This is a genomic window from Mesorhizobium sp. P160927 (genome assembly GCF_057766385.1).
Genome location: NZ_JBYMDW010000001.1, coordinates 5,099,983 through 5,120,978 on the forward strand (window position 1 = coordinate 5,099,983; position 20,996 = coordinate 5,120,978).

The following is a 20,996-nucleotide window of genomic DNA, read 5'->3' on the forward strand; positions in this document are numbered from 1 at the left end:
GCTAGATCCGCCGGGGCGCGATCAGATTGCGGTCGTCGCCGTCTGCCCGCGATGTCCCCGCCCGCGAGCGCGAGCGACCGACCCAAACACGCAGCAGGGCGAGGAGCAGGTCGAGGTCGACTGGCTTGGCGATGTAGTCGGACGCGCCGGCGTCCAGACATTTCTGGCGATCTCCTTTCATCGCCTTGGCCGTAACGGAAATCAGCGGAATGTGCGCGATTTCCGGCTGGGAGCGTATCCGGCGCATGGTCTCGTACCCGTCCATCTCGGGCATCATGATATCGATCAGGGCGACATCGACGTTCGGCGCCTCTTCAAGCATGGCTATGCCATCCCGTCCCCGCTCGGCATGCCGCACCTCGATACCGTAGGTCTCCAGCACGCTGGTCAGCGAATAGATGTTGCGAATGTCATCATCGACGATCAGAACCTTGGCTCCGGCCAGATCGGCGTTGTCGAGTTGTTCGGAAGCCAAGATTTCCTTGTCGGGCCTGTCGCCTGGAAGGGCCGCGGACATCAACAAGCCAAGCTGGGAAAAGTTGTCGGCACGCGGAACATCGCTGAGCGGCGGATGCAAGGCGATCTGCTGTTGAAAGGCGTCCGGATGGGGCGTGAAGAAGAGCAGGCGCGGGACAAAATCGCCGAACTGCGACATGATCTCATCGAGCATCTGGGCGTTGTCCTTGGCCGAACGGCCAAAACCGAACACGACGGCGTCATATCCGGCAATACCATCCCCGTCGGCATTAGCCGCGACGCGGCCTATGGCGGTGACAGACGTGACGCCGTCGCGAATGGCTTCCACCAGCGCGAGGCGACGCTCGGGATCCGGGTCCGCGACCAGCACATTGCGTTGTGTCCTGAGTGTCCTCGACTGAATGTCCTCGAAGACACGCGAGAGTTCGCCGGCGGACACCGGCTTGCTGGAAACGCTTGCGGCGCCTCGGCGTGTGAGAAGCTCGATGTCTTCAGCGCCGGAGATAACGTGGATGGGTATGTTCCTGGTCTTCGGATCGTGCCGCAAAAGGTCGAAAAGGACCCAGCCGTCAATGTCCGAAAGGCCCAGATCCAACGTGATCGCATCGGGCATGAGCTTGCGTGTAAGCGCCAGCGTTCCCGAGCCGGCGGTGGAGAGCACCCCTTTCAATCCGGCCGATCGCGCGAGACCAAGCAGCAGCCCGCCGAAAGTGGGGTCGTCCTCCACGATCAGCACCACCCTGTCCGACGGGTCGATCGCATCACGGTCATCGGCGAGTTCCGGCGTTCCTGTCGTGCTGCTGGCCGCAACGGAAACGGCAGCCGGCGAAAGCTCGATCTGCGGTGCAAGACTGCTGCTGCGCGGGCCATCGAAGGGAATGACAAGCGTGAAGGTCGATCCCGTCCCTGGCTGGCTTTCGACGCGCAACTCGCCGCCGAGCAGGCGGGCGATTTCCCGGCTGATCGAGAGGCCGAGGCCAGTGCCGCCATATTTGCGGCTGGTCGTGCCGTCGGCTTGTTGGAACGCCTCGAAGATCAGCTTTTGCTTGTCCTCCGGAATGCCGATGCCTGTGTCGGTGACAGCGATTGCCAGCGCCTGGGGCAGTGTTGCCGCGCCGTTTCCGCGGCCGGTCCGCTCGGCATGGATGCTGAGCGTCACGTCGCCTTGGGACGTAAACTTGAAGGCGTTGGACAAAAGGTTGAGGACGATCTGCTGCAGCCGTTTTTCGTCCGTACGGATCGTCTCGGGCAGGATTTGATCGATCTCGATCGTAAACCCAAGCCCCTTGTCGGCCGCAAGCTGGCGGAAGGTTCGCTCCATATGCTGACGCAGATGTGCGAGCGGCATGTCGTTGAGCTCGATCGAAACCGTGCCGGATTCGATTTTCGAAAGATCCAGTATGTCGTTGATGAGGCTGAGCAGATCCGTGCCCGCCGAGTTGATCGTGCGAGCGAACTCGATCTGCTTGTCGTTCAGGTTGCCCTGCTGGTTGGTCGCGAGCAAGTTGGACAGGATCAGCAGCGAGTTCAGCGGCGTCCTCAGCTCGTGGCTCATATTGGCCAGGAATTCGGACTTGTACTTGGACGTCAGCGCCAGCTGTTCCGCCTTCTCCTCGAGCGCCCGTCTGGCCATTTCGATCTCGAGATTCTTGTTCTCGACCTGTTTTTTCTCGTTCTCGAGAAGCTGGGCTTTCTCCTGCAATTCCTCGTTGGTGGCGTGAAGTTCTTCCTGCTTTTTGGTGAGCTCGGTCTGGCGCGACTGCAGTTCGGACGTCAGAAGCTGTGACTGCTTGAGAAGCCCTTCCGTGCGCATGGTCGCGGCGATCGTGTTGAGCACGATGCCGACCGATTCCATCAATTGCTCGAGGAACAGGCGATGCGTGTCGCTGAAGCGGCTGAACGAAGCGAGTTCGATGACCGCCTTGACCTCTTCCTCGAACAATGCAGGCAGAACGATAGCGCTGGCCGGCGGTGCTTCGCCGAGGCCCGAGCTGATGCGCAGGAAGCTCGACGGAACCTCGTCGAGCATGATCGCCCGTTTGTCGGCCGCGCTTTGACCGATCAGGCCTTCCCGGAAGTCCACACGCTGGCGAATCTTGGCTTTGCCCTCGGCGGCGTAGGACGCGGCCAGTTCCAGATAGGATTCTTCCTCGTCGCGATTGGTCACGTAGAAAACGCCGTACTGTGCGTTCACCAGCGGCGCCAGCTCCGAGATGATCATGCGCGACACCGTGGCCAGATCGCGCTCGCCCTGCAGCATGCGCGAGAACCGAGCGAGGTTGGTTTTCAGCCAATCCTGCTCGGCATTCTTGAGCGTTTGATCCTTCAGGTTGCGGATCATCTCGTTGATGTTGTCCTTGAGCGCCGCGACCTCCCCGGAAGCCTGGACGCTGATGGAACGGGTAAGATCGCCCTTGGTGACCGCGGTCGACACCTCGGCGATGGCCCGCACCTGTGTGGTCAGGTTCGCCGCCAGCTGATTGACGTTGTCGGTCAGGTCGCGCCACAGGCCGGCGGCGCCAGGCACCCTCGCCTGGCCGCCGAGCTTGCCCTCGATGCCGACCTCGCGGGCGACGTTGGTCACCTGATCGGCGAAGGTCGCCAGCGTTTCTATCATGCCGTTGATGGTGTCAGCCAGGGACGCGATCTCGCCCTTGGCATCGACGGCGAGTTTGCGCTTGAGATTGCCCTGCGCCACTGCGGTGACGACATCGGCGATGCCGCGCACCTGGTTGGTCAGGTTGGTCGCCATGAGGTTGACGTTGTCGGTCAGGTCCTTCCATGTGCCCGCCACGCCCTCGACCTGTGCCTGGCCGCCGAGCTTGCCCTCGGTGCCGACCTCGCGCGCCACACGCGTCACCTCGCCGGCAAAGGAGTTGAGCTGGTCGACCATGGTGTTGATGGTGGACTTCAGCTCCAGGATCTCGCCCTTGACGTCGACGGTGATCTTCTTCGACAGGTCGCCGCGCGCCACCGCGGTCGTCACATCGGCGATGTTGCGGACCTGGCCGGTCAGATTCTCGGCCATCGAATTGACGTTGTCGGTCAGGTCCTTCCATGTGCCGGCGACGCCGCGCACCTGTGCCTGGCCGCCAAGCTTCCCCTCGGTGCCGACTTCGCGCGCGACACGCGTCACTTCCGAGGCGAAAGAATTGAGCTGATCCACCATCGTGTTGATGGTGTCCTTGAGCTCGAGAATTTCGCCGCGAACGTCGACCGTGATCTTTTTCGACAGGTCGCCCAGCGCAACGGCGGTCGTCACTTCCGCGATGTTGCGGACCTGGCCCGTCAGATTCGCGGCCATGGCGTTGACATTATCCGTCAGGTCCTTCCACGTGCCAGCGACACCGCGGACCTGTGCCTGGCCGCCAAGCTTGCCGTCCGACCCCACTTCGCGGGCCACGCGCGTCACCTCGGATGCGAAGGAGTTCAGCTGGTCCACCATCGTGTTGATGACGTCCTTGATCTGCAGAATCTCTCCTAGTGCATCGACGGTGATTTTTTGGGTGAGATCGCCGGTCGCGATCGCGGTCGCGACCTTGGAGACATCGCGCAACTGCACGGTCAGGTTGCCGGCCATGGCGTTGACGTTATCGGTGAGGTCCTTCCAGGTGCCGCCGACCCCCTCGACATGGGCCTGGCCGCCGAGTTTTCCCTCCGAGCCCACTTCGCGGGCAACGCGGGTGACTTCGGAGGCGAATGAGTTGAGCTGGTCCACCATCGTGTTGACGGTGTTCTTGAGCTCGAGGATTTCGCCCTTCACGTCGACCGTGATCTTCTTTGAGAGATCACCCCGCGCAACAGCCGTCGTCACATCGGCGATGTTGCGCACCTGGCCGGTGAGATTGGCGGCCATCAGATTGACGTTGTCGGTCAGGTCTTTCCAGGTGCCTCCGACGCCACGGACTTCCGCCTGGCCGCCGAGCTTTCCCTCGGTGCCGACCTCGCGCGCGACGCGCGTCACTTCCGAGGCGAAGGAATTCAGCTGATCCACCATCGTGTTGATGGTGTTCTTGAGCTCCAGGATCTCGCCCTTCACGTCGACCGTGATCTTCTTCGACAGATCGCCAAGAGCCACGGCGGTGGTCACTTCGGCGATGTTGCGCACTTGGCCGGTCAGGTTGGCCGCCATTGAATTGACGTTGTCGGTCAAATCCTTCCAGGTTCCGGCGACACCCCGCACCTGCGCCTGGCCGCCAAGCTTTCCCTCCGTGCCGACCTCGCGCGCGACGCGCGTCACCTCGCCGGCAAAGGAGTTGAGCTGGTCGACCATCGTATTGATGGTGGACTTCAGCTCCAAAATCTCTCCCTTCACGTCGACGGTGATCTTCTTCGACAGGTCGCCGAGCGCCACCGCGGTCGTCACATCGGCGATATTGCGGACCTGGCCGGTCAAATTGGCGGCCATCAGGTTCACGCTGTCCGTCAAATCCTTCCAGGTGCCACCCACGCCCTCGACGCGGGCTTGGCCGCCGAGCTTTCCCTCGGTGCCGACTTCGCGCGCGACGCGCGTCACCTCGCCGGCAAACGAGTTGAGCTGGTCGACCATGGTGTTGATGGTCGACTTCAGCTCCAGGATTTCGCCCTTCACGTCGACGGTGATTTTCTTCGACAAATCCCCCGAAGCGACGGCGGTGGTCACCTCCGCGATGTTGCGCACCTGGCTCGTCAGGTTGGTCGCCATCGCGTTCACATTGTCGGTCAAGTCCTTCCAGGTGCCCGCCACCCCCTTGACCCGGGCCTGGCCGCCGAGCTTGCCCTCGGTGCCGACCTCGCGCGCCACGCGCGTCACCTCCGAAGTGAACGAGGCGAGTTGCTCGACCATCGTGTTGACGATCTTGCCGATCCGCAGGAATTCGCCGCGCAGCGGCCTGCCGTCGATCTCCACCATCATGGTCTGGGACAGATCGCCCTTGGCGACGGCGCCAATGACCCGGGCCACCTCGGCGGTCGGTTGCACCATGTCCTCGATCAGGTCGTTGACCGATCTGACACTTGATTCCCAGCTACCTTTGGCGTTCCTGACATGGCCGCGCTCGCTGATGCGCCCGTCTTTGCCGACCACCCGGCTGAGCCGCGCGAATTCCCGCGTCACCTGGTCATTGAGTTCGACGATTTGGTTGAACGTGTCTGCAATCTCGCCACTCAGCCCATCATAGACGTTTTCGATACGGACGGAGAAATCGCCGTTTCGAAAGGCTTTGAGAGCGCTGAGAATTTGTCGAGAGTCCAGTTGTTCTTTTGGTAACCGAGATACGCCCAAAAACCCCTCCACGCGGACCCCACGGCCGGATCAGGCCGAAGCTCCTAACGCGTAGCCGCATATTTTGTTCCATATGATTTGCCAGCGCTGCTGAAAGGCCTCGCAGCGCTTTGCTGGCCCCCGGGAGGACGAAGCGGGTTGGCCTACAGCGGTCTCGGCCTCTGTCTACCGCTATGCACGGCGATCGCCTCAATGCCGCTTGAAATACTGCACTTGCCTTTCGTGCTTCTCCGCCGCTTCGCGGCTGTCGAACGTCCCCAGATTCCGCCGCTTGCCCGTCTTCTCGTCCTTCTTCCTTGAATAAAGCCGGTATTTCCCGTCTTTCAGCTTCCTGCTCATCAGTCGCTCCCCAGGAAAGGAGGTAGGGCCCGGCGATCGCCGGGCCCTACCTATTGTCAGTCGCGGTGTTCGGGCATGGCTTTCAGCTGGTCCTTGGTCCAGCTGGTCACGGCATGGACGTCGCCGTCCTCGTCACGCATGAAATCGAGTTCGTTGGCGGCGACGGCGACCGGCTTGGCGCCGATGCCAAGGAAGCCGCCGACGTCGATGACGACCTGGCTGCTGCCATGCATATGGTCGACGGAGCCGATCTTCTCGTCGTTGGGACCGTAGATGGTCGCGCCTTCAAGCGTGTCCGGGGTCAGTTCGGCGCGGCTGAGCCTTACGTGGTTGGCGTGGTCCATGAGTGCATCTCCTTTGGGGTGGGGACAGGGTGAACCTCCGAGGCGGCCAAGGGTTCCGACATTGTCGGAGATGACCAGGGATAGCGCTCCAAGAGAGCGCCGGCTTCGCGACAGTCATGGTTTTGCGCTGGGTGGCTCGATGAATCATCTTGTCATCGAGTTGCGCCAACCCGTTGTTTCGAAAGGCTCGCGCGTTCAGCGCCCGCGCTTTGGCTTGAGGCTGCGTGCGGCTTGCTCGATCGCGGCGCGGTCGGTACCGAGGCGGTCGATCAGCTCCTGCGCCTCCTCGCCCGTTATGCCCGCGCGGATCGCCAGTTCCTCCACCGTCAGAACGTCGGAACTGGCGATCTCGCCGGTTTGCGGCAGCGCGTCATCCGCCGTCAGCGGCAGGGCGGCTTCCCTGTCGATCTCCATCTCGGCCCGGCGCCAGTGCCGCTCATGGTCGCCATGCGCCCCGCCTTCGCGTTGCCAAATCTCGTAGGCGCGGTTCCTGATCTTGTCGTCGCGGTCGTCGCTCATGTCATTCCTCCACTCATGTGAGGCATGAACGCGGCGCCGATGCTAACGATCCAAAAAATTTGCGTGATCGTCGCGATGACCAGATGCACCCTTCAGCCACGCCTGCCCGGCACCGGCGGCTATTCGCACTGGCGCCTGGGTCCGCCGGAATATGGCTGGTAGCTGTTGTCGTCGGGCCGGTAGGAGCGGTAGCGGCTGAAGCAGGAATCGACATGGTCGGCGGAAAGCGCCGTCGTGGCGACCGCCGGGGCGACACCGCCCTCGACATAGCTGACGGCTGCCGATGGCTGCGCGCCCTGGTCGGCGCCGGCATCGAGATAGGGTGAGACGCAGGGGCGCTGCTGCCCGCTGTAGGACATGTAGCTGTTGTCGTCGGGATGGTAAGAGCGGTAACGGCTGGCGCACCACCGGACATGGGACACCGGCAGCGCGTCGGCTCCAGCCGCCGGGCGATCGATCCGGTCGCGGTGGGATCGGGTGCCTGCGCCTTGACGGCGACCTCGGGCGGCGCGGGCTGGTCGGCCGGCAAGCGTTGCAGATTTTGCGCCGCCTTGTTCACCGGCCGCGCGTCCCTGGTCCACAGTTCCGCCACGCTGAGGGTCGGCCTTGCCTCATGCGCGGGCTTGGCGGCGAGCAGCCAGGCGGCAAAGCCAAGCCCGCTACCGAAGACCGCAAGGGTCAAGACAAAGCCGCCGACCAGTGCCAATATCGCTTTCACGTCACCCTCCTTGAGTCCCTGCTTATAGAATGCGGAGCATCAAGGCTGGTTCCAGCAAAGTGCGTGTGGCGGGCGTATGAACGGGTCGCGGCCTCAGCTTCTCCTCAAACCGGCAGCCTCACCTCTGGGAAAACTGGTTCTCGACCGCCAGCAGCAATGCCACCGTTTCCCTATCGCGCTGGCGCTGCCGCAGGGTGCGGGCCAGCAGCCAATCCAGCGAGATCCGGCCGGCGCCGGCGACGGCCAGCACGAACATGCCGCCGGCGATCGCCAGATCCTTTTCGAAATTCAGCAGCTCGCTCTGGCTGGCGAAGTTGGTGTGGAACAGTGTGGCCGTTGCCAGGCAGAAGAGGCCGAGGCCGATCGCCCCCAGCCTCGTCAGCACCCCCGTTGCCACCGAGAGCCCTGCCCCCAGTTGCAGCGCGATGGTGGCGACGAACAGCGGCAGCCCGACGCCTTGCGCGGCCATCGCCTTGGCGGCGCCGTCGAAATGAGTGGCCAGCGTCACCCCCTCATGCAGGAAGATGAAGGACATGAGCAGGCGGCCGGCAAGCAGGGTCAGATCCCTGACATAGAGTCTGGTGGCGAGGGCGTGCAGCTTCGCGGCGCGTTCGTTCAGGGTCATGGTCAGCCTCCGATATTTTGACACCGTGGAGGCGCCACGCGGGAACGGCGCCTGCCGAATGTGATGACTAAAAGGGCCGGAGCCGGCTCGAGGGAGAGGCGCCGGCTCCGGCAGTGGGCGCCAGCCACGAGCGCCCGAACTTTGCGATCCATCGGGGTTGGCGCAAGGCCCCTCATCCGTCGCTTCGCGTCCAGCTTCTCCCCGAGGGGATTGCCCGAATTGCCATTCGCAATCCGGGGGGAGAACTTACTTCGTCACCTTGGTGTCGATGGCTTTCCGCAGGTCGGAAAGCTCGTCGCAGCCGGCGGGGCAGAGTTTCTGCAGGGAGGCCAATTGCTCATCGGCCTTGGCCATGTCGCCGCTCTCGACATAGAGCTCGCCCAGATATTCGCGGGCGGCCTTGTGGTCGGGTTTCAGCTCCAGGGCCTTGTTGTAGTAGGTCAGCGCGGTGGTGAAGTCGCCGGTCTTGCGCAGCGTGAAGCCGAGCAGATTGTAAACGTCGGCCTGCTGGTTGTCCTGCGCGAGGTCGCGCAGATCCGCCAGCGCGCCCTTGTAATCCTTGGCGTCGATCTTGGCCTTGACGGCGGTGAGGTCGGGCGCGTCGGCACCCTCGATATCATCGACCGCATAGGCCGGGATGATGGTTGCGACGGGAACCACGGTCAGCACGGCAATGGCGCCGAGCAGGCCAAACAGGGCGTGCTTGCCCAGATAGCATTGTTTCATTGTCTGTCTCGCTAGGATTGAGTTACCCGTTCAAATTTGAACGGGAGAGAAGCCGTAGGCATTGCCGTCCTTGACGAAGACGCCGGTGCCCGGGAACGGGAAGTGCGAACCGGAAATGCGGATGTTGTCCGCGATCACCCGGTCGATAATCTTGTGGCGCGTGGCGATCGCCGTCGGCCCGTCCTGGTCATAGGCACCCTGCCATTCCGGATGCGGCGCGAGAAGCGCCGGCACATACATGGTGTCGGCCGAGATCATCAGTTGTTCCTTGCCGGAATTGGCGAGGTACACCGAATGTCCCGGCGTGTGGCCGGGGGCTGCGATGATCTGGATGCCGGGCGCGACCTCGGCGCCGTCCTCGACCAGCTTCCAGTTCTTCCATTTCGGGAAGTTTTCGGCGATGCGCTTGCCCGCCGGCTTGCGGCCCTCGGGCAGCTTGGCCAGCCTGCTGGGGTCGGTCCACCACTTGTATTCGGTGGCGTTGACGATCAGCTCGGCATTGGGGAACACCGGCGTGTTGGTGCCCTTCTCCATCAGGCCCCAGACATGGTCGGGGTGGAAATGCGAGATCATGATGGTGTCGATCGCCTTGTAGTCGATGCCGGCGGCGGCCATGTTGGCCGGCAGATGCGTGGCATTGGCCTGCCACTGGCCGACCCCCGAGCCGGCATCCATCATGATCAGCTTGCCGCCCATCTTGAGCACGGCGACGGTGAGCGGAATGGGCATGAAGTCGGTCGTCAACCCCGCCTTGGCGAGCGCTGCCTTGGTATCATCGACCGAAACATCCTTGATGAAGGCCGGGTCGTGCGGCTTCTTCCAGATGCCGTCATAGATGGCGGTCACCTCGATATCGCCGACCGTGTATTTGTAGAAGCCGACGGTGGGTTCCACCGGCGTCTGCGCGAAAGCGGGCCGGGTGAATTCCAGCTTGCCGGCAAGGCCGAAGGCGGCAGCGGCGGCGGCGGATTGAAGCACTGTGCGGCGTGACATGCTGAACATGGTGATCTTCTCTGTTGAGTGGTGACTATGGCGCGAAAGGTCGAAGGGAATGACGGAGCGCCAAGCCCCTGGCCCTCCGTCGCTGGTCGCGGGATCGGATCGGCGCCGTCGGGATCCGGTGCCGAGCCGTGAACTCAGTTGCCCCAGATGCCCTGGCCGGGTTCCTTCGCATCGGATTTGGTCGCCGGCCGGCTCGGCCCGGTCGTCACCTTGGTATCGACGCCATGAGGACGTGCCGTGTAGGGGATCGAGGCGGTGGCATTGGTGTCGACAGCGGCGCCAGGCTGGTTGACGTTATCGGCGCCGAAATGGTCGCTGCCGGCAAAGGCAGAAGTCGAGGCAAGCAACATCGCAGCCACGCTGAGAGCGAGCTTGGTCATTTCGGTAAATCCTTGTTTCGTTTTCTTAGGGTCGCGGACCGCAAGATTGCTCCGCTTGCAGAGAAGACCCGCAAGGGCCCCGCTTTATTCCCGGGCGGTATGAGATTTTTCTGGAAGGGCTGAAATTGAGGGAAGCGGTCCTACGGAAGACTGCCCAGACACAATTCAGAAACAAGATTCAACAGTTCGGAAAAACTGGCGAAAAGATCGGCTGGCATAAGCATCCCTCAACGGCCGGAAATCTGGCCGCCGCACAAGCACTGACACAGGCGCACGGACACAGGCGCACGGACGCACGGAATTGGGTACGGCAATGCAAAGAGGTTCGAACGGATCGACGGGTGCCCTGCCCCGCATGTCGCTCGCCGCCGGTAGCGCCCAGGCAACGCGCGCGCTTGCGCGATGCGCCCATGCTCCCGAAACTGTGAAGACGGAGCGGTCAATTCCGTGATAACCGCCCGGCCAAAGAGGGTACGGCCGGCGATCGCCGGCCTGAATTCCCGAATCTTCCGTTCTGGAAGCTTCGGTCATTCCCCCTCCATGAACAACGATGAAATTGCAGCGACGGCACAGTCGGCAATGCCCGCCGGCGCGGCGGCGTGACCGAGATGTGCCTGTAACGGCTTGCCAGGACGAGAAAGTTTGGAAATGGACCACGGTATCGATATCGCCGAACTGGACAGGGAAGCGGCAAGAGCGGGCACAGGGCCCGAGACCAGCCCCGACAGCGTCGATGCACTTGCGGGAGTTGCAGCCGGAGCGCACGGCCAAGTCCTGGCGGGCGCCGATTTTGCCCGTGCGGGTCAGCCGGACGAGCGGCTCGACAAGGTCTTCGAGCAACTCGCCGAAACATTCGCCACGCTGCCGGCGGTGATCTCCGAGGGCCGCACCTGGACCTATAGGGAACTGGACAAGCGCGCCAACCAGTTCGCTCGCCTGCTGGTCAAGCGCGGCGTGCGGCCTGGTCACCGTGTCGGGCTCATCCTCGACCGGTCCGCCGAAACCTATGTGGCCCTGCTCGCCGTGGTGAAGGCAGGCGCCGCCTTCGTGCCGCTGGCCACCGCCTTTCCGCAAGAGCGCATGGCGCTCATCATCGAAGACGCCAGCGTCAGCCTGGTCGTCACCATCGCCACCTACGCGTCGCGGGCCGACCAGTTGCCGGTTCCGCACCTGTTGATCGACAGCGCCGCCGCCGAAATATCAGCCCAGTCCGACGCGCCGCTGAAGCCGCACAAGGCGCCGGCCCCCGCTGAGGTCGAAGACATCTGTTACATCCTCTATACATCGGGCACCACCGGCAGGCCCAAGGGCGTCGCCATCCGCCATCAAAGCTTCGTCAACTTCATCCGCGTCGCCGCCGCATCCTACGGCTACCGGCCGGGCGATCGCGTCTACCAGGGCATGACCATCGCGTTCGACTTTTCCTCCGAGGAGATATGGGTGCCGTTCGTCGCCGGCGCGACGGTCGTGCCGGCACCAGGCCAGATGCCGCTCGTGGGCGAAGAGCTCGCCGATTTCCTGCGCCATCACGACATCACCTGCATGGCCTGCAGCCCGACGCTTCTGTCGTCCATGACATCGGACGTGCCCAGCCTTCGCACGCTGCTGGTCGGCGGCGAGGCCTGCCCGCACAATCTGGTGGTGCGCTGGTCGAAGCCCGGGCGGCAGATCCTCAACACCTATGGCCCCACCGAGGCGACCGTCACGGCAACCATGGGTGCACTGACGCCGAACCGGCCGGTGACGATCGGCGCGCCGCTGCCCACCTATTCGATCGTCATTCTCGACCCTTCGCTACCTCAGCTTGCCGAACCTGGCGAACTGGGCGAGATCGGCATTGCCGGCATCGGGCTGGCGGTCGGCTATCTCAACAGGCCGGACCTGACCGAACAGAAGTTCATCACCGATTTCCTCGGCCTGCCGAACAACCCGTCGAAGCGCATCTACCGCACCGGCGACCTTGGCCGGATCAGCGACGCCGGCGAGATCGAGTATGCCGGGCGCATCGATACTCAGGTGAAGATCCGCGGCTATCGCATTGAACTCGGCGAGATCGAGGCCGTGCTGCTCGACCAGCCCGAGATCGCGCAGGCCGCCGTCACCACCTGGGAGATCGAGCCCGGCCGCGTCGAACTTGTTGCCTATTACGCGCCCAAGGCCGGCCAGCCGCCGCTCTCGCGCGCCGACATCGCCCAGACGATGAAGCGGCGGCTGCCGGATTACATGGTGCCCTCCTATCTTGAGGAACTGCCGGCGATCCCGATGACGGTCTCCAACAAGGTCGACCTTCGCCAGTTGCCCAAACCGACCAGCGTCCGGCTCTCGGCCGACCGCGCCATGGTGCCGCCCGGCAACGACGACGAGCGTTTCCTGGCCGACGCGCTATGCGCCGTGCTGAAATTCGACGACGTTTCCGTCGAGGACAATTTCTTCGACGATCTCGGCGCCAACTCGCTGCTCATGGCGCATTTTTGCGCGCGCGTGCGCACGCGAAAGGAATGGGCGACGACGTCGATGCGCGACATCTATCTCTACCCAACGGTGGCGCGCCTGGCCAAGCACCTGAGCGTGGCGGAAGAGATGACGACGGCCACCAACGAGCCCGTTCTCACCCGCCAAGCGTCCAATTTCGTCTACTGGACCTGCGGCGCGGCGCAGTTGCTGTTTTACGCAGCCTACAGCTACGTGGCCTTGTGGGCGATCAATGACGGCCTCAACTGGGTCTATGACACGCTCGACGACCCGCTGCAGCTTTATTTCAGGTGCGTGGTGCTCTCGGCCGGTGTGTTCTTCGGCATGTCGGGCTTTGCCATTGCCGCCAAATGGGTGCTGGTGGGCCGCTGGAAAGCGGAAGCGTTCCCGATCTGGGGCCTGCGCTATTATCGCTTCTGGGTGGTCAAAACCTTGATCCGTACGGCACCCGTCGTGCTGTTCCGCGGAAGCCCGCTCTACAGCCTCTACCTGCAGCTTCTGGGAACCAGGATCGGCAAGAACGTGGTCATCGAATCCCGCGCCGTTCCCGTGTGCACGGACCTGATTTCGATCGGCGACCGAACGATCCTGCGCAAGGAATCGCTGATCCTGGGCTATCGCGCCCAGGCCGGCTATATCCATACCGGGCCGCTGACCATCGGCCGCGATGCCTTCGTCGGCGTCGGCTGCACGCTCGACATCGACACCGCGATAGGCGATGGCGGCCAGCTCGGTCATTCCTCCTCGCTGCAGCGCGGGCAAAGCATCCCCGACGGCGAACACTGGCATGGATCGCCCGCGGTGCCGACCACGGCGGACTATTGCAAGGTGCGCAATGTCAATCCTCCCCGCATCCGGCGCTTCCTCTACGAGGCCGTGCAGCTGATAGGACTGTTTGCCATCGTCACGCCGCTGCCGCTTTTGTTCCACAGCTATTGGGAGAATGTCGGCGACGACTATCAGGAGACGATCGGCATTGTGGCGATCGGCACCACGGTCACGCTGTTCGGCTACATCGTCGCGGCTTTTTTCGCCGCCACGGTGGTGCCGCGCCTGTTCAGCCTGATCCTGAAACCCGGCCGTACCTACACGCTTTATGGCTTCCGCTACTGGCTGCAAACGGTTGCCGAGTTCTCGAGCAACTCGCGCGTGCTCGGCCTGCTGTTCGGTGACAGCTCGGCTATCGTCCATTACATGAGCGCCATCGGCTGGAACCTCAACAAGGTGGTGCAGACAGGCTCCAATTTCGGCTCCAACCAGCAACACGAAAACCCGCTGCTATGCGAGATCGGCACCCAGACCATGGTGTCAGACGGGCTTTTCATGATCAACATGCACAAGTCCGCTTCCGCGTTCCGGCTCGAGCCGACCCGGATCGGCGAACGCAACTATCTCGGCAACAACATCTACTATCCGCCGGATGGACGCACGGGCGACAACGTCCTGCTCGGCACCAAGGTGATGGTCCCCATCGACGGGCCATTGCGCGAGAATGTCGGCCTTCTGGGCTCGCCGCCCTTTGAAATCCCACGCATGGTGAACCGCGACAAGGAACTCATCGCCGGCATCGACGAGCAAGACCGGCGCCAGCGCATCCCGCTCAAGAACCGTCACAATCTGGTGACGATCCTCCTATTCATGGCGACGCAATGGGTCATGCTGTTCGCCACGCTGGCGATCTGGGATCGCGCACTGAACTACTACACCGAATGGGCTGAGATCGCCCTCTTCGTGGCGGTGCTTTTGACCTCGGCGATCACCATTCCGTTCTACATCTTCGTTGAGCGGGCAAGCCTCGGTTTTCGCAAGCTGAAGCCGCGGATAACGACGATCTACGACGTCACCTTCTGGCGTCACGAGCGCCACTGGAAGCTCGCGGATTCGCCTGTTGTGCGCCTGTTCGCCGGCACGCCGTTCCGGCCGATGATCCTGCGCATGCTCGGGGTCCAGGTGGGTAAGCGCGTCTATGACGGCGGCGCCAACCTGACCGAGCGTTCCCTCGTGGTGATCGGCGACGACGTCACGCTCAATGAAGGCTGCGTCATCCAGGCCCACTCGCTGGAAGAAGGTGCGTTCAAGTCCGACTTCATCCGTATCGGCGATGGCTGCACGCTCGGACCGTCCGCCTTTGTCCATTACGGCGTGGTGATGGGCAAGGGATCGATGGTCGATGCCGATTCCTTCGTGATGAAGGGCGAGGAGTTGGAGCCCAACTCGATCTGGCGCGGCAACCCGGCCAAGCTGCACCGGTTCGTCGAGCCGGTCATGGAAGACGGCTCCAGGGCGTCGTCCTGACCCTCGATCCCGATCGTCGGAGGCCACGTGGCAGAGCGATCCGGAAGCACCGTGGACATCCGGATCGGCCCGGTCACCCCAGCCAATCGCGCTTTGGTTACCGCATTGCAGCTGGCGCCGGAGCAGATGGACTTCGTCGCCAGCAACGCAGCCTCCCTGCGTGAGGCCAAATCCGATCGCGGCGCGCGGCCACGCGCGGTCATGGCAGGCGAACAGATCGTGGGGTTCGTGATGTACGAGGCGCCGCGGGACGATGACGAGGCGCGCATCTACCGCTTGATGATCGACCGCGCCTGGCAGGGCCGGGGCTACGGCAAGGCCGCATTGCGTGAAGTGCTGAAGGAAATCGGTGGGCTCGGCCACATCAGGCACGTGTCGATCTGCTACGAACCGGAGAATGAAGCGGCACGGCGGCTCTATCGCAGCGCCGGCTTCGTCGAACAGGGGCTCGACGAGGACGGCGAAATGATCGCGGATCTCATTCTGCCCACCGGCCACCGATGACGCCGCCCGCCGAGCCGTCCGAGGAAATCGCCCTGGCGCGCGCCATGGCCGCCATGGCTCCGGCCGGGGTCCGCACCGGTTGCCGGATCATCCGCGAAGGCGACGAGACCCATCTGTTGCCGGCGGAAGCACGCTCCATCCCCGCCCGCCAGCCGTCCATGCGGCGGGCCAGCGGCGCGGCGCGATTGATCGCGCACCGGCTGCTGACGGATGCCGGCTTCGACGGTTTCGCCCTCTTGCGCGGGCCGTCCGGTGCACCCGCCTGGCCGGAGGGGATAACGGGCTCGCTCGCGCATGACGACGACATGGCCGTGGCGGCGGTCGCGGCTGTTGCCGGCATCGGCTCGCTCGGCATCGACGTCGAGCCGGCGCTGGCCCTGCCCGATGAGATTTTCTCGCTCGTGGCAATTCCCGAGGACCGGATCGACGCCGCCGACCGGCAGCTCGCCGGCCGCATCCTTTTCGCCGCCAAGGAAGCGGTCTACAAGGCCGCCTATCCGCTGGATCGCGAGGTGCTGGGCTATGAGGATATCGGCGTGGACCTCAAGGCCGGCCGCGCGACGACAACGACAGGCCGCAGCGTCAGCCTGGTCTATTGTACTGCCCCGCGTGTCGTGGTGTTGGCGTTTGTCGAGGGTGATAGGGTTTAGCGAGGGCGGACGCGGTTATCCCGCTGCGCAGCGATCTCCGCCGTTGGCGCTGCCCCTCACTGTCCTGCCGGACATCTCTCCCCGTATAGTGACGGGGAGAGAGGACCAGCTGCAACGCCGTTGGTCTTCCCGCAACGCACGAGATTGGCGAAATCGGCGACGGCAGCGCCCCTCTCCCCGTCACTATACGGGGAGAGGATGCCGGCAGGCAGGTGAGGGGCAGCGCAAACACTGGCCACTATGAATAGTCGCTATGACGCATGGCGTTATTTATCCAGTGGAAAGCATCATGGCGTCACGAACCGGCATTCGGTTTGCACGAAGACCCTTCGCCCACAATCTCGGTGTACTCTTTCACCTGCCCATCCAGCCCACGTATGCGCCAGCTCTGCCCGTCCTGTTCCTCGACATGGCAAGGTCCGAGCGGCACCTTGCCGCCCCCGTCGGGCAGGTCGAGCACATAGACAGGGTTGCAGATCCCCGACAGGCGCGCGCGCAGCGCTTCCACCAACGCCTGGCCCTGTGCGATCGTGGTGCGCCTGTGCGCCATGCCGCGTGCGAGATCGCCATGATGGAGGTAGTAGGGTTTTATCCCCAGCCGGTACATCAGCTCGCGGCAGAGCTCTTCCAGCGCGTCGACCGTATCGTTGACGCCCTTCAGCAGAACGCTCTGGTTGAGCATCACGAAGCCGGCCTGTCGCAAGGCGCGGCAGGCCACTTCAGTGGCGTCGGTGATCTCGCGCGCGTGGTTGAAGTGGGTGACCACCGTCACCATCAGCCGGCCCTGCAGCGCCGCGACCAGCCCTGGCGTGATGCGCGACGGCAGCGCCACCGGCACGCGCGTGTGGAGGCGCAGCAACCTCACATGGGCGATGTCCTCGATGCGCGCCCGGATTTCGGCCAGTGCCTTGTCGGGCAGCGACAGCGGATCGCCGCCGGTCAGGATCACTTCGCGGATTTCGGGATGGCCCGATATATAGGCCAGCGCCGGCTCCAGCGCCTCGCGCGTATAGCCACGGCCGATCGACGTCAGCGATTCCTTGCGGAAGCAGAACCGGCAATAGACCGCGCACTGATAGGTGGGGAACAACAGCACCCTATCGGCATGGCGATGCGTCAGGCGCGGCACCGGGCTGAATTCGTGATCGGCGATCGGGTCGCCAAGCTCGCCCTCCGCCTCGTCCAATTCCTCAGGCGACGGGATCACCTGCGCCCGGATCGGGTCGGCGGGATCGTTCCAGTCGATCAAGTCGAGATAGGCCTTTGGCGCGCGCACCTTGTGAAGCGCCGCGGCGGCTTGCGCGGCTTCGCGCTCGGCCGGCGAGAGCGGCAGGGAAGCGAGGTCGCGCACATGGCGCACGCCGGCGCGGACATCGTCTTGCCAGGCGATGTCGGCGGCGCGGGTCGCAGCTTTGAGGTCGGTCATCGGTGTCTCGGCTGTTTGCGCGGACCTATCGACCGGATGGACAGCGCGGTCAACCGCTGTCGCAACGCCAACCATGTCCCCCGCCCTCACAACCTTGGCCCACCCGCGCCAGCCATCGCCACAAAAGCGCTTTCGATCGTCTCGAACCTCAGCTCCGGATAAAGCGTCCCGGCTTCCGGAGTGGCCGTCTCAAGCGCGGTTTCGCCGCGGATCCAGAATGCGCGCAGCAATCCAAGGCCGGGAACCGCCGCGATCAGCGCCTCCAGCTCCTCGGCGCTCATCTGCTTGACGCGCGGCGAGCGGCCGCTCACTTGCCGCCACAGCTCGATCATCGCGCTCTGCGTAATCTTGTTCTGCGCGATCCGTATCTCGCTGCGAACAGCATTGGAATCCTCCAGCGCGCGCATGGTGACCGCGGCGATATCCTTCTCGCTGACGAAGGTCGCCGGCACGTTGCCCTCGCCATAGAGCGTCACCTCGTCGGGCGGCAGCGGCGACGATCCGAAGCGCGTCAGGTCGCCCAGCGTCGCCACCCAGGTCGAGAAGAAGCCGTTGGTGTAGATCACCGTATAGGGCAGGTCTGCCTCACGGACCGCGTCGAAGACGGCCCGCTTGATGTCGAGCGGTTCGATCGAGCCGGGCGCGGCGGCGGCAAAGTCGAGGCCGAAGCCGGCGGAGGGCACATAGCGGGAGACGCCGGCATCCCTGATCGCGCGCACCAGTGTCATCTCGCTGGCCGAGCCGACATGCACCGAACTGATGACGCGGTCGACCTTGCCGACGGCGCGCACAAGACTGTCATAGTCGTCGAGATCGCCGACATGCACGGTGGCGCCGAGCTCCTTCAGCGGGCGCGTCCGCGCTTCATTGGCCGAAGTTGCCTGCCGGGCCAGGACATGGAGGCTGTCGCCATTGCGCGCGCTGGCCTTGGCCATCTCGCTGCCGAGCAGTCCGGTGGCGCCGATAATCAGGGTGCTGGTCATATCGCCCTCCCATTGGCCAGAATTTCGTTAGCAAGGATGGAACCATCCCAGTCGCGTTCGAGGCCGATGTCATGCAAACGGCGATCGGAAAGCCGGGAGATCCGGCGCAATGTGCGGCGGCGCTCGAACGCTGCCGCGCTTCGCATGGCAAGGCCGCTCATCGCGGCGCCGATGGGTCGAAGGGTCAAGGTCATGTTCGTCTCCTGTGTTTCACTGGGCGCAAGCCCGCCGATGTCGCCCGGGTGGGGCGAGCATGACGATTGCTCACACTTGTCTGGTCAATTCAGCGCATCGATGAACCGGAAGGCCGGTGTGGATGCTTGGTACGCCTGAATATTGGGCCGTTGAGGGCTGGACGACAAACGACTCTTTGTGCAGGATTTGTGAGCAACACTCACAGGTCGATCCGATGCCGCGCAGACTGCCGCCCCTCACCGCTTTGCCCGCCTTCGACGCGGCCGCCAGGCATTTGAGTTTCTCCAAGGCCGCCGGAGAGCTCAACCTCACCCATGGCGCGGTCAGCCGCGCCATCCGCAACATCGAGGACAGGCTGGGCATCCAGCTCTTCGATCGCGGCACACGCTCCGTGCGCCTGACCGCTGTCGGCGCGGCCTATGCGGCGGAAGTCGGCAAGGCGCTCGACCAAATCGCCGCCGCCACCATCGCCGCCACGCCCGACCGCTCGACGCGCATCCTCAATGTCAGCACGTCCGACGGTTTCGCCGGCCGCTGGCTGGTGCCGAGGCTGCATCGTTTCCATCGCGCCAATCCCGACATCGACGTGCGGCTGGCGACTTCGGGCGTGCTGGCCGATTTCGTCAGCGACGGCATCGACATATCCATCCGCTACGGCCGCGGCGGCTATAGCGGGGTGACCGCGGAATTCCTCGCCGACGAGGAGGTCTTCCCCGTCTGCAGCCCGGAATTGCTGCAAGGCGAGCATCCGCTGCGGCAGCCGGACGACTTGAGGCACCACAAACTGATCCACGACGCCTTTCGGATCGACTGGGCGACATGGCTTGAGCAGGCCGGTGTCGAAGGCATCGACCCCACACGCGGCGTACGCTTCGATTCCGCCACCTTCGCCGTCGAGGCCGCCGTGCACGGCGAAGGCGTGCTGCTCGGCCGCAGCGCGCTGGTCTCGGCCGACCTCGCGGCAGGCCGGCTGGTCCGGCCCTTCGATCTCGCGCTGAAATCGGCGGCCAGCTACTACGTCGTCTATCCTGAAGGCGCGCTGCGCCAGAAAAAGATCAGGGCGTTCCGCGACTGGCTGTTCGCCGAAGTGGCCGCCGACTGGATTGATGCGAACAAGAGCGGCTGATCCGACGAACGCCCACCTGAATTCCCTCTCTTTCCGGCCAGATATCGCCGTTCGCTCCGGAGTTGCGCATCCAGTCAGTCCGACGGGCCGTCAGGCAGCTTGGGGATCACGATCCGTATGGGACGGCTGCCGATCGGCGCTCCAGTCCCGCGATCGATGCTGACTGGGTCGATCTCGGTTCCTGTCTCGGCGTCGAAGAACCGGGTGAAATTGCCACCGCCCCGGTGCTTGCTGCCCCAAGCGGCGAGCGAGAACAGCACCGGAAGCAAATCCCGACCGGCCTCGGTCAACAGATATTCATCCCGTGGCGGCCGCTCCGAATATCGCCGTTTCTCCAGCAGCCCTTCCTGCGTCAAGGTCGCCAACCGGCTCGTCAGCATCGTCGGAGCGATGCCGAGATTCTTGCGAAATTCGTCGAAACGGCTGAGCCCCGCATGGGCATCGCGCATGATCAACATGCTCCACGCGTCGCCCACCGTGCCGAGGCTGCGGGCGATCAAACAGGGCTGGCTGGAAAGATCCTTCACATCGATACCATTTTGATAGTGACTTACTACTAATTTGATAGTATCTTATCTCGCGAGGCCGTTCCATCGAAAAATGATGGTGACGGCCGCACACGGCGCCGCTGGAGTCCCAAATGAAGTTCTATCTCTGCAAGTACATCCCGCCCCGTGCCGACTTTCGTGCATCCATGACCGGCGACGAGCGGGAATGGATGAGGCAGCATGGCGCCTTCTTGGACGAGTTGCTCGACCGCGGACTGATCGTCGCCCATGGTCCGGTGATGGATCCAAGTGGCGGCTATGGCTTGTCGCTATTCCGGATCGGCGACGACCAGGACATCAAGGCGATAACCTCACAAGACCCCATCTTGAGAAATGGCGCCGGCCATTACGAACATCACCCCATGCTTCATTTGAGCGTACACGGCTGACAAGTCCGACAGCAC

17 protein-coding genes and 1 pseudogene are annotated in these 20,996 nt (G+C 63.6%); 5 read left to right on the forward strand and 13 right to left on the reverse strand.

All coding sequences use genetic code 11. The features are described 5' to 3' along the window. Position 1 precedes the first annotated feature (1 nt). From AC3CB8_RS24890 to AC3CB8_RS24930, 9 genes and pseudogenes are all read right to left on the reverse strand, one after another. Complete coding sequence (locus tag AC3CB8_RS24890; RefSeq protein ID WP_352547568.1) at positions 2–5,740, reverse strand: HAMP domain-containing protein; 5,739 nt, start codon at positions 5,738–5,740, stop codon at positions 2–4. A 189-nt stretch (positions 5,741–5,929) separates the two neighbouring features. After that, positions 5,930–6,079, reverse strand: coding sequence for a hypothetical protein (locus tag AC3CB8_RS24895; RefSeq protein WP_352563602.1), 150 nt, complete (start codon positions 6,077–6,079; stop codon positions 5,930–5,932). 56 nt (positions 6,080–6,135) lie between these two features. Beyond that, the gene (locus AC3CB8_RS24900; protein ID WP_015316916.1) at positions 6,136–6,423 is read right to left on the reverse strand and encodes a hypothetical protein; all 288 of its coding nucleotides are present in this window, start codon (positions 6,421–6,423) and stop codon (positions 6,136–6,138) included. Between the two features lie 195 nt (positions 6,424–6,618). Next, positions 6,619–6,942 carry a DUF2934 domain-containing protein gene (locus AC3CB8_RS24905; protein ID WP_023774834.1) on the reverse strand — a complete coding sequence of 108 codons (324 nt, stop codon included), beginning with the start codon at positions 6,940–6,942 and terminating at the stop codon, positions 6,619–6,621. Between the two features lie 119 nt (positions 6,943–7,061). Continuing rightward, positions 7,062–7,660 (reverse strand): annotated as a pseudogene (locus AC3CB8_RS24910) (BA14K family protein). A 118-nt stretch (positions 7,661–7,778) separates the two neighbouring features. After that, entirely contained in the window at positions 7,779–8,285 is a 507-nt protein-coding gene (locus tag AC3CB8_RS24915; RefSeq protein WP_023784419.1) for a DoxX family protein, read from the reverse strand. A 246-nt stretch (positions 8,286–8,531) separates the two neighbouring features. Next, positions 8,532–9,011, reverse strand: a complete 480-nt coding sequence (locus tag AC3CB8_RS24920; RefSeq protein ID WP_023784418.1) for a tetratricopeptide repeat protein — start codon at positions 9,009–9,011, stop codon at positions 8,532–8,534. A 30-nt stretch (positions 9,012–9,041) separates the two neighbouring features. Further along, complete coding sequence (locus AC3CB8_RS24925; protein ID WP_023784417.1) at positions 9,042–10,013, reverse strand: MBL fold metallo-hydrolase; 972 nt, start codon at positions 10,011–10,013, stop codon at positions 9,042–9,044. Between the two features lie 134 nt (positions 10,014–10,147). Next, positions 10,148–10,393: a DUF680 domain-containing protein gene (locus AC3CB8_RS24930; protein ID WP_023774829.1), complete on the reverse strand. Its 246-nt coding sequence runs from the start codon at positions 10,391–10,393 to the stop codon at positions 10,148–10,150. Between the two features lie 648 nt (positions 10,394–11,041). Between AC3CB8_RS24930 and AC3CB8_RS24935 the strand changes: the two genes are divergently transcribed. From AC3CB8_RS24935 to AC3CB8_RS24945, 3 genes are read left to right on the forward strand one after another with little or no spacing between them, the layout of a single operon-like run. Further along, positions 11,042–15,160, forward strand: a complete 4,119-nt coding sequence (locus AC3CB8_RS24935; protein WP_352563600.1) for a Pls/PosA family non-ribosomal peptide synthetase — start codon at positions 11,042–11,044, stop codon at positions 15,158–15,160. A 57-nt stretch (positions 15,161–15,217) separates the two neighbouring features. After that, positions 15,218–15,664, forward strand: coding sequence for a GNAT family N-acetyltransferase (locus AC3CB8_RS24940; RefSeq protein WP_245275628.1), 447 nt, complete (start codon positions 15,218–15,220; stop codon positions 15,662–15,664). Continuing rightward, a complete protein-coding gene (locus tag AC3CB8_RS24945) occupies positions 15,661–16,314 on the forward strand; it encodes a 4'-phosphopantetheinyl transferase family protein (RefSeq protein ID WP_023774826.1) in 654 nt (217 codons plus the stop codon). Before AC3CB8_RS24940 ends, AC3CB8_RS24945 begins: the two co-directional genes overlap by 4 nt. Before the next feature lie 295 nt (positions 16,315–16,609). Here AC3CB8_RS24945 and AC3CB8_RS24950 read toward each other — a convergent pair whose 3' ends face one another. From AC3CB8_RS24950 to AC3CB8_RS24960, 3 genes are all read right to left on the reverse strand, one after another. Beyond that, positions 16,610–17,740, reverse strand: a complete 1,131-nt coding sequence (locus AC3CB8_RS24950; RefSeq protein WP_352563599.1) for a KamA family radical SAM protein — start codon at positions 17,738–17,740, stop codon at positions 16,610–16,612. 86 nt (positions 17,741–17,826) lie between these two features. Next, a complete protein-coding gene (locus AC3CB8_RS24955) occupies positions 17,827–18,723 on the reverse strand; it encodes an NmrA family NAD(P)-binding protein (RefSeq protein ID WP_352563598.1) in 897 nt (298 codons plus the stop codon). Continuing rightward, positions 18,720–18,917 carry a YjiS-like domain-containing protein gene (locus AC3CB8_RS24960; RefSeq protein ID WP_352563597.1) on the reverse strand — a complete coding sequence of 66 codons (198 nt, stop codon included), beginning with the start codon at positions 18,915–18,917 and terminating at the stop codon, positions 18,720–18,722. The genes AC3CB8_RS24955 and AC3CB8_RS24960 overlap by 4 nt, the downstream gene beginning before the upstream one ends. A gap of 215 nt (positions 18,918–19,132) precedes the next feature. Here AC3CB8_RS24960 and AC3CB8_RS24965 point away from each other — a divergent pair, with 215 nt between their 5' ends. Next, complete coding sequence (locus AC3CB8_RS24965) at positions 19,133–20,044, forward strand: transcriptional regulator GcvA (RefSeq protein WP_023774822.1); 912 nt, start codon at positions 19,133–19,135, stop codon at positions 20,042–20,044. 74 nt (positions 20,045–20,118) lie between these two features. Here AC3CB8_RS24965 and AC3CB8_RS24970 read toward each other — a convergent pair whose 3' ends face one another. Then, a complete protein-coding gene (locus AC3CB8_RS24970; RefSeq protein WP_352563596.1) occupies positions 20,119–20,571 on the reverse strand; it encodes a winged helix-turn-helix transcriptional regulator in 453 nt (150 codons plus the stop codon). A gap of 113 nt (positions 20,572–20,684) precedes the next feature. Between AC3CB8_RS24970 and AC3CB8_RS24975 the strand changes: the two genes are divergently transcribed. Then, positions 20,685–20,981 (forward strand): YciI family protein, encoded by a 297-nt coding sequence (locus AC3CB8_RS24975; RefSeq protein WP_352563595.1) that lies wholly within the window; start codon positions 20,685–20,687, stop codon positions 20,979–20,981. Positions 20,982–20,996: the final 15 nt, after the last annotated feature.